The sequence below is a fragment of the Arthrobacter sp. P1_B11 genome (genome assembly GCF_056406715.1).
On sequence record NZ_JBFTZQ010000010.1, the window covers coordinates 30906 to 43548 of the forward strand.

Below are 12643 nucleotides of genomic sequence, written 5' to 3' on the forward strand. Positions count from 1 at the left end.
AAGGTGTGCTGATCTCTGACCGCGACATTCGTGCCGAAATTGATTCCGAACGGATCGTGCTGGACCCGTACGACTCCGGGATGGTGCAGCCGTCCTCCGTGGATGTCCGGATTGACCGCTTTTTCCGGCTGTTCGACAACCACAAGTACGCCCACATCGATCCCGCGGAAGAGCAGCCCGAGCTGACCCGCCTGGTGGAGGTGGAGGAGGGCGAGCCGTTCATCCTGCACCCCGGTGAGTTTGTGCTGGGCTCCACCTACGAAACCGTCACACTGCCGGACGACATCGCCGCGCGTCTCGAGGGCAAGTCGTCCCTTGGCCGGCTGGGCCTGCTGACGCACTCCACCGCCGGCTTTATCGATCCCGGATTCTCCGGCCACGTCACGCTGGAGCTGTCCAACATGGCCACGCTGCCCATCAAGCTCTGGCCGGGAATGAAGATCGGCCAGCTCTGCTTCTTCCGCCTGACCTCTGCTGCCGAGCACCCCTACGGCTCCGGCGAGTACGGCAACCGCTACCAGGGCCAGCGCGGACCCACGGCGAGCCGCAGCCACCTGAACTTCCACCGCACGGACATTTAGCGCTCTGGTTTGGCGCCCGGGCTCACGCCGACGCGTGAGGTCTCGGCGCTTTGACTCCACGTAACCGCCGAGACCTCACGCATCGATGAGCGCTCCGCGGCGGCACTACCCCTCCCCACTGTGGATAACCCGAATCTTCCTCCGCGAATGTGCCCACAATGGCCCATGAGGAAGCCGCAACCGTTACCCGACGCTCTCGCGGGCAGGTCCTTCACCCTAGTCGAGCAGCTCGCCGAGGGGGTGCCACCACATCGCGCATGGCGCAGCGACCTCCGCGTGGCAAGCCGCGGGGTGCGGGTGCCGTGGGGCGCGGGACAGGACCTGGCGCATACCTGCCGGCTGCTTGCCGGAATGTGTCCTTCCACTGTGTGCTGCTTCGGAACAGCCGGTCTGCTCTGGCGATGCCCGCTGCCGTGGTTTGTCCAGAATGAGTTCCGGGTGCACCTGGCACGGGTGGACGGCGGGACGCGACCCGTCCGGAAGGGGGTAGCCGGCCACCGCCTCGACCTGCGGGGCTCTGACCTGACCGTGCTCGACGGCGTTCCCCTCACCACTCCGGCCAGGACCTGGTTCGACCTGGCTTCGGTACTCGAGCCGGAAGATTTGGTGGTCGCCGCGGACTTCTTCATCTGCAGCCAGTCGCGGAGCTTCGGCCGCAACCGGCTGGCCCTGTGTTCCTTGGCCGATTTGCGGAACCAGGTGGAGACTAACAGAGGCGCCCGGGGTATCCGAAAGGCGAAGGCAGCGCTTGAGCTGGCACGGGTTGGCGCCGACTCTGCGCCCGAGACCAGGCTCCGGCTGGCCTTCGGCAGGCTCGGCCTCCCCGAACCCGTGCTGAGCCATGTGGTCATGGATGAGACGGGATGGGAACTGGCCTGGCCGGACATGGCCTTTCCCGGCTTCAAGGTGGCGGTGAACTACGACGGCCGGCACCACCTGGAGCTCCGCCAGCGTGAATCGGATATCCGGCGCGACGAGTCCATCGACGCGATCGGCTGGACCTCCGTCACCGTAACCGCGGGACAGGTGAAGGCCCATGGCTACGACGGGTGCGCCCACCGCGTCCTGGACGCCCTTGTCAGGGCCGGGTGGCGGAACGAGACGTGAGATCTCCGCGCTTCGAATCCGGGTAAATGCCGAGATCTCGCGCATCGATGACACGCCGGAGCGACGGTGTCAGGCGCGGACCGTCTCGGTCCTTGCAGGGCGGGAGAACTTCTTGACCAGCGGCTCGACGTAGCGCGCGGCCAAGGGGCCGAAGATCGCCATGAGCAGGACATAGGCCGTGGCGAGGGCGGCCAGCTCGGCCTGGACCACGCCTGACGTGACCGCGAGGCCTGCAATGACAATCGAGAACTCGCCGCGGGCAATCAGTGCGGCTCCCGCGCGGAACCGGCCCGGCCGTGCAATGCCTGCCCGCTTGGCGGCCCACACCCCGGTGAGCATCTTCGTCGCGGCGGTGACGACGGCGAGGACGAGCGCCCATCCGAGGACTGGCGGGATGGACATAGGATCCGTATTGAGCCCGAAGGCCACGAAGAAGATGGCGGCGAACAGGTCCCGCAGGGGCTCGAGGATCCTGGTGGCGCTGTGGGCCGTGGCGCCGGAGATGGCAATCCCGAGCATGAACGCGCCCACCGCGGCTGACACCTGCAGGGCCGCGGCCACGCCGGCCACCAGGAGCGCCGCGCCGAGCAGATTGAGCAGGAAGACTTCGGAGTTTTCGCTGTGCACCGCTTTGGAGACGTGATGACCATGCCGCAGCGCCACCACCAGCACCACAGTGACCACGGCCAGCGAAATGCCCACGGTCTGCAGGCCCCCCAGAAAGCTGACGCCGGCAAGTGTGGCAGTGAGGATCGGGAGGTAAACGGCCATGGCCAGGTCTTCGAACACCAGGATCGAGAGCACTACCGGCGTTTCCCTGTTACCGATACGGCCAAGGTCCGTGATGACCTTGGCCGCTATGCCGGACGAGGAGATGTAAGTGACCCCGCCCATCACCATGGCACCGACCAGGCCCCACCCGAGCATCGCGGCGAGGGCGGCCCCGGGGGCGAAATTGAGCACCAGGTCCAAGACGCCGCCCTGCCAGGATCTCCGCAGCCCGGTGACCAGTTCGGCGGCCGTATATTCCAGACCGAGCATAAGCAGCAGCAGGATGACGCCGATTTCACCGGAGAGGTGCGCGAACTCCTTCATCCCGCTCAGTTCCACGAGGCCGCCCGCGCCGAAGCACAGGCCACCCACCAGATAAAATGGGATGGGAGACATGCCGATCCGGCCGGCCAGCCTCGCCAGCAGGCCGAGGGAGAACACGACCGCACCCAGTTCGATGAGAGTCAGGGCCAGGCGGTCCATGACGGTCAGCCGTTGCGGAGGATATCGGCCGCTGAATCAAGGCCTTCTTGCGTACCGACAGCGACCAGAAGATCGCCTGAGTGAAGGACGACGTCGGGCCCTGGTGAGGGAACCACCTCACCTTCACGCATGATCGCCACGATCGAAACACCGCACCGGGTGCGGATGCATGCCTTGCCCATGGGCTGGTTTTGGAACGGTGAGTCCGGGGCGATGGAGAACTGCCTCGTCACGATGCCAGGAACCTCGCGGTGGGCCTCCGTCAGCTTCATGGCCAGATGCTGGCCGCCCAGCAGGTTGCCGAGGGTGGCAGCTTCGTCGCCGGTCAGCGGAATGGAGGCCTGGCAAGTGTCGGGATCATCCCACGTGGAAACGAACAGTTCTGTCTGGCCCTCGCGCAGCTCCACTACGCCGATCCTCCGACCGGAGGCTGTCATGAAGTCCTTGCGCCTGCCGAGGCCGGGGAGGTCCGTCTCTTCCACGTTCATACCATCAGCCTAGTCCGCGAACGGACATTTACGGCCCTGATCGGACGGCGAAACGGGGCCTCAAGGATCCGTTCGCGCCTGGGGTTGGGTGGGGAGGGGCTTAAGGATCCGTTCCCGCTAGGCGTCCGGGACGACGGCGATTTCGGTTTCGCTGGGCGGCTTCACCGGGAGGAGGACCAGCAGTCCGGCGAGGAGCACCACCATGATCCCCAGAATGCCCCAGCGCTGTGCCTCCCCTTCAGCCACCAGCGGTGTGGCCACGGTGATGCACAGCGTGAACAGCGTCGGGGCCAGGAAGCTGACGGCCCGGCCGGTGGTTGCGTACAGGCCGAACAGTTCTCCGGATTCGCCCTGCGGCGCCAACCTTGCCAGGTACGCGCGGGAAGACGACTGGGCCGGCCCCACGAACAGGCAAAGGAACAGCCCGAACACCCAGAACGTGGTGCTGCCGGCCCAGGCCGTGCCGAAGAAGACGTAGTCGCCGTTGCCCAGCACCAGGATCACCGTCCCGGCGACCAGCAGGCCGGTCAGGGAGCCGAGGATCACGGCCTTGGGACCGACCCTGTCGTCCAGGAATCCGCCGACGATGGCTCCCGCGGCAGCCACGATGTTGCCGAAGATGGCGAAGAAGATGACCTGCGAAAGTTCGAAGCCGAAGGTTCCTGCCGCAATGATCCCGCCGAACGTGAAGACCGCAGCCAGCCCGTCCCGGAAAATGGCGCTGGCCAGCAGGAAGAAAATCGTGTGCGGGCTGGTCCGGTAGATCGCCTTGATCCTGCGCATGAGCAGCCCGTACGACGCGAGGAACCCGAGGCGGCCTCCGCGCCGGGCCCTGGGCAGTTCCGGGACAGCGAACATTACGGGCAGCGCGAAGATGAAGAACCACAATGCCGAGAACACTGCCACCAGCCGGATGTTAAGGCTGTCCTGCGTGGAGGCGCCAAACCACTCGAAGCGGGGCTGGACGAAGAGCTGAAGCACAATCAGCAGGGCCACGATTCCGCCGAGGTACCCCATGCCCCAGCCGAAGCCGCTGACCTTGCCGATGTTCCGCGGCGTGGAGACCTGCGCCAGCATGGCGTTGTAGTTGACCCCGGCGAACTCAAAGAAGACGTTGGCCAGCGCGATCAGCGAGACTCCCAGCAGCAGGAACTCCGGGCCGGGGTACACGAAAAAGCAGAGCGCCGTCAGGAGCGCGACGACGGCGGTGTTGACTCCCAGCCACAGCTTGCGCCGGCCGCCGGTGTCCGAACGCTGTCCGGTAACGGGCGCCAGCAGTGCGATCGCCGCTCCCGCGATGGCCAGGGCTCCGCCGAGCACCGCCGATGCCTGGTCTTCGCCGCCGAACGCCTTGGAGGTCAGGTACACCGTGAAGACGAATGTGGTCATGACGGCGTTGAACGCTGCGGAGCCCCAGTCCCAGGCGGCCCACGCCAGAATGCGCCCCTTGTTCGAGGCATTGTTCCCGGCTTCGAGTTCCGACGACGGCTGCATGGCCTCGGGAGCGGCGGCGGAGTTCATAGGCAGATGCTATCCGCCCGCGGCGAACACTGACGGGAAACTCTCCCGCGGACCCGGGAAACTTGCGCCAACTTCCGGCGGTGAAGGGAAAAGTGTCAGTGCCCGCTTGATAAACTGTCGGGACCGAACCCAACGAATGACCGCCTGCTCCAACTTTTGATAATCGAATTCCTGACTTTGCGGAGATACCAGTGATCACAGTCCTTGCCGTGCACTTTGCGGTTGCTGCTGTGGCGCCGCTTATCTTCCGGAAATTCGGTCGGAGTTCGTTTTATGCGCTGGCGGCCGTGCCCGCCGGCTCATTTGTCTGGCTGCTGCTGCAGCACGGCGCCGTCTACGGCACGGCGCCCCAGCACGCCGCTGGAGGTCCGGGCCAGGCCACCGAGGTCATCCCGTGGATCCCTGGCCTCGGCATGGAGTTTGCCTTCCGCATGGATGCCCTGGCCTGGGTCATGTCCCTGCTGGTGCTCGGCGTGGGCGCCCTGGTTCTCGTGTACTGCGCCCGGTACTTCAAGAACAAGGACAGCTACCTGGGCGGCTTCGGCGCCCAGCTTCTGGCGTTCGCCGGGGCGATGTTCGGCCTGGTCACCGCAGATGACCTGCTCCTGCTGTTCATCTTCTGGGAACTCACCACGGTCCTGTCGTATCTTCTGATCGGCTACGCGCGCACCCGCCTCGCTGCCCGCCGCTCCGCCCTGCAGGCACTCATGGTCACGACGGCGGGCGGCCTTGCCATGCTCGTTGGCCTGATCATGCTCGGGGCCAGTGCCGGCACCTACCGGATATCAGCCATCCTGGAACAGGCGCCCGGGCTGGTCGGCGGGCAAACGGCGGGAGCCGTGGGCGCCGCCGTCGTACTGATCCTTATTGGCGCGGTCACCAAATCAGCGCTGGTCCCGTTCCACTTCTGGCTTCCGGGAGCCATGGCCGCCCCCACGCCGGTGAGCGCCTACCTGCACGCAGCTGCGATGGTGAAGGCCGGCGTCTACATCGTGGCACGGCTGGCCCCGGGATTCACCGATACGGCGTGCTGGCTCCCCATGGTGCTTGGGCTGGGCCTAGCCACCATGCTCGTGGGCGGGTACCGGGCACTGCGGCAGACCGACATCAAGCTCATCCTGGCCTACGGCACCGTCAGCCAGCTCGGCTTCCTCACCATGGTGGTGGGCCTTGGCAAACCCGACGCGGCGCTCGCGGGCCTCGCCTTGTTGCTGGCGCACGGACTCTTCAAGGCCACGCTGTTCCTCGTGGTTGGCATCATCGACCACCAGTCCGGCACGCGCGATATCCGCAAGCTCTCCGGCGTCTTCCGGTCGTCGCGTGCCCTGGCGGTCGTGGCCGCGATCGGTGCCGCCTCCATGGCGGGTGTCCCGCTGCTGGGAGGCTTTGTGGCCAAAGAATCCGTGCTCGAGGCCTTCGTCCACTTCGCGGGCGAGCCCGGCTACGGACCGTGGGGCGCGGTGGTCCTCGCCGGAGTGGTGCTCGGATCAGTGCTTACTTTCGCCTACAGCGCCCGGTTCCTGTGGGGCGCCTTCGCGGAGAAGCCGGGCGTGGACCGTACGCCGTTCAAGGCGATCAAGCCGTCCTTCCTCGCGGCGCCCGCCGTCCTGAGTTTTCTCACCATCGTTTACGGCCTGTGGCCTGCGCCGGTGGACAGCTGGATCCAGCCGTACGCTGCCCTGTTCACCGGGGGAACGGCCGACGCCGGGACCGGCGGAGGTGCCGCCGGGCACCTGGCGCTGTGGCACGGTCTCACTCCGGCGCTGGGGCTGACGGCCGTCACCTTCGCACTCGGCCTTGCTATGTTCTACGCCCGCGGGCTGGTGGACCGAGCGCAGAGCGCGGTCCCCGGATGGATTGACGCGGACCGCGGCTACCAGCTGACCATCGGCGCCCTGGACGACGCCGCCGTGTGGATCACAGGCCGCACGCAGCGCGGTTCGCTGTACTTCTACCTCGCCGTGATCCTGACCGTCGCGTTCGTGCTGCCGCTGACCGCCCTCATCGCCGCGGGCAAACCGCTGCCGGAAGGGCTGTACTTCATCGATCCCAACTCGCCGCTGCAGATCGTGGCGGGGGCCGGGATCGTGATCGGGGCCCTGGCGGCAGTCCGGGCCAACAAGCGCTTCCTGGCGGTGCTCATGGTCTCGGTGACCGGCTACGGCATTGCCCTGATGTTCGCACTGCAGGGCGCGCCGGACCTTGCTCTGACGCAGATGCTGGTGGAAACCATCATCCTGGTGGCCTTCGTCCTGGCCATGCGCAGCCTGCCGGCCGAACTCCGGGACCGCACCGGCGGCAAGTACCGCGTGGTCCGTGTGATCATCGGGCTGGCCTTTGGCGCCACCATGGTCTTCGCCGCCATCCACGCCATGGGTGCCCGGGTTGCGACGCCGGTGTCCCTGGAGTTCCCGAAGCTCGCCTACGAGGGCGGCGGTGGGCTGAACATCGTTAATGTCACGCTCGTGGACATCCGGGTGTGGGACACGTTCGGCGAGATCTCGGTGCTTGCGCTGGCCGCGACCGGCGTCGCCAGCCTGATCTTCATCCGCGGCCGCGGCGACGGCATCCGCGCATCGGCCACAGTGGCCGAGGGCACGGTGGGCCGCCGCAGGGGAGTGGACAAGTCGTCGCGTGACGGCGCCGCCTTGGCGCTGAGCCGCAAGTTCGCCGCCGCCTCCCGCGACGCGTGGCTCGTGGCAGGCCGCACCATGGCGCCCGAACGGCGCTCCATCATCTTTGAAGTGGTCACGCGGCTGATCTTTCACTCGATGATCATCTTTTCTCTCTACCTGCTGTTGGCCGGGCACAACCTTCCCGGCGGCGGGTTCGCGGGCGGGCTCATGGCAGGGCTGGCCCTCACCCTCCGCTACCTGGCGGGCGGACGCTACGAGCTTCGGGAGGCCACCCCCATCAGCGCCGGAACCCTGCTGGGGATCGGCCTGGCAACGGCCGCCGCGTCCGGCGTGGCCCCGCTCCTGCTGGGCGGGCAGGTGTTCCAAAGCGCCATCGTTGAGGTGTGGCTGCCGGTTTTCGGGGACATCAAGTTTGTCACGTCCACCATCTTCGACACCGGCGTCTACATTGTGGTGATCGGGCTGGTGCTGGACGTGCTGCGCAGCCTGGGAGCCGAGATCGACGAGCATTTCGAGGAACAGCCCGGGCAATCCGCCGAGGGGCAATCCGCCGGCCCGCCCGCCGAAGCCGAACCCTCCGCCGGCCCGCAGTCCGAAGCCGAACCTTCCGAAACCCAGCCAGCCGAGGACAGCCCGTCCGCCGGGGACCGGGGGCCCGGCGTCCCGGCCGAGACCACCGCGAGGGGACAGGCATGAGCGTCAACCTCACCCTGCTGACCGTCATGGGCGCGCTGTATGCGTGCGGCATCTACCTCATTCTCGAGCGCAGCCTCACCCGCGTGCTGCTGGGCCTGATGCTGCTGGCCAATGCCACCAACCTGCTGATCCTTGCCACCGGCGGCTACGCCGGCCTGGCCCCGTTCTTCAGCAAAGACACGGACCCAGGCGCCTACAACGACCCCCTGCCCCAGGCACTGATCCTGACCTCGATCGTGATCTCCTTCGCCGTTACCGCCTTTATGCTGGGCATCATTTACCGGACCTGGGTGCTGGCCCGCCAGGACGAGATCCAGGACGACGTCGAGGACCGCCGCGTCGCGGCAACACCCAGCTTCGATGCCGAGGACGACGCCGTCATCCCGGTGGAAACCTCCGAGTTCCCGCTCACCATGCTCGGCTCCGACGGCGCGGCTGTGTCTGACTCGTCCGCAGCTGAAGCCGCTCCCGCGCCGGCCGCAGTCCCGGCGGGCGGAGGAACCATCTCCGCCGAAGATGCCGCGCGGGAAGAGAAGCCCGGCTCCGCCAACCTCGATATCAACACTGAAGGAGGCGGAAAGTGAGCATCGCAAGCCTGGCCCCGCTCGCCGTCGTTCTTCCCATCCTGGGCGCAGCCCTGACGTTCGTGCTGATCCGGCGCTCGCGGGCACAGCGGGCCGTGAGCATAGCGCTGCTGTCCCTCACCCTGCTGCTCGAATGCCTGCTGCTGGCCTCCGTCTGGGACGGCGGAACGGAGGCGGTGAACATCGGTGGCTGGCTGCCGCCCTGGGGGATCGTGCTGGTGGTGGATCAGTTCTCCTCGCTGATGCTGGTGGTGTCCTCCGCGGTGAGCCTCGCGGTCCTGGTGTACGCCACCGGTCAGGGCATGGCCGACGGCGACGAGGACGCCCCCGTGTCGATCTTCCACCCCACGTACCTGATTCTCGTGGCAGGTGTCTCGAACGCATTCCTCTCCGGTGATCTCTTCAATCTCTACGTCGGCTTCGAGATCCTGCTCACCGCCAGCTACGTTCTGATGACCCTGGGCGGGACAGGTCCGCGCGTCCGTGCCGGCGTCACGTACGTGGTGGTCTCGGTAGTCTCCTCAGTGCTGTTCCTGATCGCGATCGCCATGATCTACGGGGCCACCGGCACCATCAACATGGCGGACCTCGCCATCAAACTTGCGGAGCTGGACCCGGGCACCAAAACGCTGCTGCACGTCATGATCCTGGTGGCGTTCGGCATCAAGGCCGCCGTGTTCCCGCTGTCCTTCTGGCTGCCTGACTCCTATCCCACGGCACCGGCCCCCGTGACGGCAGTGTTCGCCGGCCTGCTGACCAAGGTGGGCGTCTATGCCATGGTGCGCACAGAGACCCTCCTCTTCCCCGGCGACACCCTCAACTCACCGCTGATGGTGGCCGCGCTGCTGACCATGGTGGTGGGGATCCTGGGTGCCCTGGCCCAAAGCGACATCAAGCGTCTGCTGTCCTTCACCCTGGTCAGTCACATCGGCTACATGGTGTTCGGATTGGCCATGTCCTCGGTGGCGGGGCTCGCCGCTGCCGTGTTCTATGTGGCCCACCACATCACCATCCAGACCAGTCTCTTCCTGGTCACCGGCCTGATCGAGCGCCGCGGCGGAAGCTCGTCCGTGGACCGGCTGGCGGGGCTGGCCAAGCTGTCGCCACTGCTGGCTTTGCTGTTCTTCATCCCCGCCATGAACCTCGCGGGCATCCCGCCGTTCTCCGGATTCCTTGGCAAGCTGGGGCTGATGCAGGCCGGCATCCAGCTCGGCACCCCGCTGGCCTACTCGCTGGTCATCGGCGGCGTTGTGACGAGCCTCCTGACCCTGCTGGCGGTGGCCCGGGTCTGGAACCGTGCGTTCTGGCGAAAGGCCGACGACGCCGAGCACCCCGACCCCGTCCTGCTCGCCGACACCAAGGATTCGGCCACGGGCCACCGGGCGGGCAAGCGCAACGTCGTCCTGCTGCCCCGGACCATGGTGGGCTCCACGCTGGGCCTGGTGGTCCTCGGCGTGGCGCTCACGGTCTTCGCCGGCCCGCTCTTCCGGGTGGCGGGCCAGTCCGCTGAGGCCATGCTGGACAGGTCTGCGTACATCAAGGCGGTGCTGGGTGAGCATGCGCCCGTTCCGGGCCTGGCCGTGGGTGGCAGCACCCTGAGCGGCAGCACCCTGAAGGGCAGCACCCTGAGCGGCAGTGACCCGGGCGGTGACGGAAAATGAGCCGGAAGCGGATCTCCCTGCGGCAGGAACTGCCGCTGCTTGTATGGCTCGTGATCGTCTGGGGTGCCCTCTGGCAGGACTTCAGTCCGGGCAACCTGCTGTTCGGTGCCCTGCTCGCCGCCGTCGTGGCCCGCCTGTTCTACCTGCCGCCGGTGGAGCTGAGCGGGCGCTTCAGCGTCCTCCGGGCCATCCCGTTCGCCGTGCAGTTCCTGGGCAGGGTGGTGGCCGCCAGCTTCCAGGTCTTCTACCTGGCCGTGGTGCGGGGGCCCAAGGTGACCAACGCCGTCGTCGCCGTTCCGCTGCGGAGCCATTCTGACCTGATGGTGACCGCCACCGGGCACGTGATCTCGCTGATTCCCGGATCGCTCGTGGTTGAGGTGGACAGGTCCACGTCCACGCTCTACATCCACGGCCTGAACGTTAGGAACGCTGACGACGTGCTGAAGCTCCGCAAGGAAGTTCGGGACACCGAGGCGGGGCTGATCCGCGTCATGGGCACGAAGGAAGAACTTGCAGCCCTGAACCTGGAGGTGGGCGCATGATGGAGCTCGTCCTGACCGTGACCGCCGTGGTGTTGTCCCTGGCCGCGGCCGGTGCGATCGTGCGCATCGCCCGTGGTCCGTCGCTGCTGGACCGGGTCCTGGCGGCCGACGTCCTGCTGGCCATCCTGGGCGCGGCGCTGTGCATCGACATGGCCGTGAACAGGCACCTAAACAACCTGATGCTGCTGGTGGCGGTGTCCATCATCGGGTTCATCGGCTCAGTGACGGTGGCGCGCTTCGTGGCCGACCGGCGGGAGCACCTCAATGAATCCTGACGCCAACGCCGTGGACACGGTCATCGATGCTGTGTCCGCCGTGTTCATGATCGTGGGGGCAGTGATGTCCCTGGCCGCGGCCATCGGCCTGCTGCGGTTCCCGGATCTCATGAGCCGCATGCACGCTGCCACCAAGCCACAGGTGCTCGGGCTGTTCCTGCTGCTGGCCGCCGTGGGCCTGCAGCTGCGCACGTGGTGGGTGTGGCCGGTACTGCTCGTGGCGTGGATCTTCCAGCTGCTCACGGTGCCGGTGTCCGCCCATATGGTGGGCCGGGCCGGCTACCGCACCAAGCACCTCCACCGGGAACTGCTCAGCACGGATGAGCTGGAAGCCGTTGTGCTGAAGGCCGCCGAAGCGGCCAAGGCGCCGGCTTCCGACGGCGGCCGGTCACCTGCCGCGGAGTGAGCCGTTGCGTTCAGGTCTGGTCGGTGGGCATGATCCACAGCTCGCCGATGGAGGCGTGCCGGGGCCGGGTGACCATGTAGGCGACGCCGTCGGCGATGTCCTCGGGTGCGAGGACCTCCGTCTGCTCATAGAACGGATCGATCATCTCGCCGCGGACCTCGGGGTTGTTGTGTGAACCCAGTTCGGTGTCCACGCCGCCGGGTTCCAGGACGCCGACGCGCACGTGGCGCTGGGTGACTTCCTGGCGAAGGGATTCGGTAAAGCCGTTGACGCCGAACTTTGTCAGGTTGTAGACGCCGTAGCCGTTCCAGGCGACGCGCCCGGCGATCGAGCTGATGTTGACGATGTCCGCGACGCGGCGCGGGCCGTCCTCGGCGGCTTTGAGCAGGTGCGGCAGGGCGGCGTGCGTGGTGTGGAGCAGGCCCTGGACGTTGATGGCGATCATGCGGTCCCACTCGGCGGGGTCGGCGCCGACGACCGGGCCAAGGAGCATGAGGCCGGCGTTGTTGACCAGGATGTCCAGCTGTCCGAAGCGCTCAGCGGTCCGGTCTACGGCGGCCTGCGCCTGGGCGCGGTCGGTGATGTCGGCTTCGATGACCAATGCGGTGCCGCCGGCTTCTTCGATCTCTGCGGCCAGAGCCTCCAGGCGGTCCCGGCGCCGGGCGACGAGCGCGACGGACGCGCCGATTGCAGCGAGCTGCCGAGCGGTGGCGGCGCCGATGCCGCTGCTGGCGCCGGTGACGAGGGCGGCAGTTCCGGTCAGTTTCGATGTCATGGCTGGGTTCTCCTCAAGATGTTGGTGCCGGTTTTGGGCAGCCGGTAGCCATAGCCGTCCAGCGGGTTGGTGGCGGTGGGCTTTGCGGCGGGTTTGGGAGACGGCGGCGGGACCTCC

At 67.0% G+C, this 12643-nt stretch carries 12 protein-coding genes; 8 read left to right on the forward strand and 4 right to left on the reverse strand.

Features of this window, described 5'->3' with window-relative positions:
- The first annotated feature begins 5 nt into the window (after positions 1-5).
- Together dcd and AC1D14_RS10415 are read left to right on the forward strand one after the other, a co-directional pair.
- Positions 6-581: a dCTP deaminase gene (dcd, locus tag AC1D14_RS10410; RefSeq protein WP_230121426.1), complete on the forward strand. Its 576-nt coding sequence runs from the start codon at positions 6-8 to the stop codon at positions 579-581.
- A gap of 165 nt (positions 582-746) precedes the next feature.
- Positions 747-1688 (forward strand): hypothetical protein, encoded by a 942-nt coding sequence (locus tag AC1D14_RS10415; protein WP_230121427.1) that lies wholly within the window; start codon positions 747-749, stop codon positions 1686-1688.
- 69 nt (positions 1689-1757) lie between these two features.
- Here the strand turns inward: AC1D14_RS10415 and AC1D14_RS10420 are convergent, their stop codons facing one another.
- From AC1D14_RS10420 to AC1D14_RS10430, 3 genes are all read right to left on the reverse strand, one after another.
- Positions 1758-2942, reverse strand: a complete 1185-nt coding sequence (locus AC1D14_RS10420; RefSeq protein ID WP_476968445.1) for a cation:proton antiporter — start codon at positions 2940-2942, stop codon at positions 1758-1760.
- A 5-nt stretch (positions 2943-2947) separates the two neighbouring features.
- A complete protein-coding gene (locus AC1D14_RS10425; RefSeq protein WP_230121429.1) occupies positions 2948-3430 on the reverse strand; it encodes a cation:proton antiporter regulatory subunit in 483 nt (160 codons plus the stop codon).
- A 117-nt stretch (positions 3431-3547) separates the two neighbouring features.
- On the reverse strand, positions 3548-4951 hold the full coding sequence (locus tag AC1D14_RS10430; protein WP_230119170.1) for an MFS transporter: 1404 nt from the start codon (positions 4949-4951) through the stop codon (positions 3548-3550).
- A 191-nt stretch (positions 4952-5142) separates the two neighbouring features.
- On the opposite strand from AC1D14_RS10430, the gene AC1D14_RS10435 reads away from it, so the two are divergent.
- The 6 genes from AC1D14_RS10435 to mnhG are packed head-to-tail and all read left to right on the forward strand — an operon-like array spanning position 5143 to position 11751.
- A complete protein-coding gene (locus AC1D14_RS10435) occupies positions 5143-8283 on the forward strand; it encodes a Na+/H+ antiporter subunit A (protein ID WP_230119171.1) in 3141 nt (1046 codons plus the stop codon).
- Positions 8280-8867 (forward strand): Na(+)/H(+) antiporter subunit C, encoded by a 588-nt coding sequence (locus tag AC1D14_RS10440; RefSeq protein ID WP_230119172.1) that lies wholly within the window; start codon positions 8280-8282, stop codon positions 8865-8867. The genes AC1D14_RS10435 and AC1D14_RS10440 overlap by 4 nt, the downstream gene beginning before the upstream one ends.
- Positions 8864-10528, forward strand: coding sequence for a Na+/H+ antiporter subunit D (locus AC1D14_RS10445; RefSeq protein WP_476968446.1), 1665 nt, complete (start codon positions 8864-8866; stop codon positions 10526-10528). Before AC1D14_RS10440 ends, AC1D14_RS10445 begins: the two co-directional genes overlap by 4 nt.
- Positions 10525-11070 (forward strand): Na+/H+ antiporter subunit E, encoded by a 546-nt coding sequence (locus AC1D14_RS10450; RefSeq protein ID WP_230119174.1) that lies wholly within the window; start codon positions 10525-10527, stop codon positions 11068-11070. Before AC1D14_RS10445 ends, AC1D14_RS10450 begins: the two co-directional genes overlap by 4 nt.
- Positions 11067-11345 carry an MrpF/PhaF family protein gene (locus AC1D14_RS10455; RefSeq protein ID WP_230119175.1) on the forward strand — a complete coding sequence of 93 codons (279 nt, stop codon included), beginning with the start codon at positions 11067-11069 and terminating at the stop codon, positions 11343-11345. The genes AC1D14_RS10450 and AC1D14_RS10455 overlap by 4 nt, the downstream gene beginning before the upstream one ends.
- Positions 11335-11751 carry a monovalent cation/H(+) antiporter subunit G gene (gene mnhG / locus AC1D14_RS10460; RefSeq protein ID WP_476881960.1) on the forward strand — a complete coding sequence of 139 codons (417 nt, stop codon included), beginning with the start codon at positions 11335-11337 and terminating at the stop codon, positions 11749-11751. The genes AC1D14_RS10455 and mnhG overlap by 11 nt, the downstream gene beginning before the upstream one ends.
- Before the next feature lie 10 nt (positions 11752-11761).
- Here mnhG and AC1D14_RS10465 read toward each other — a convergent pair whose 3' ends face one another.
- Positions 11762-12526, reverse strand: coding sequence for an SDR family NAD(P)-dependent oxidoreductase (locus AC1D14_RS10465; protein ID WP_476881961.1), 765 nt, complete (start codon positions 12524-12526; stop codon positions 11762-11764).
- Positions 12527-12643: the final 117 nt, after the last annotated feature.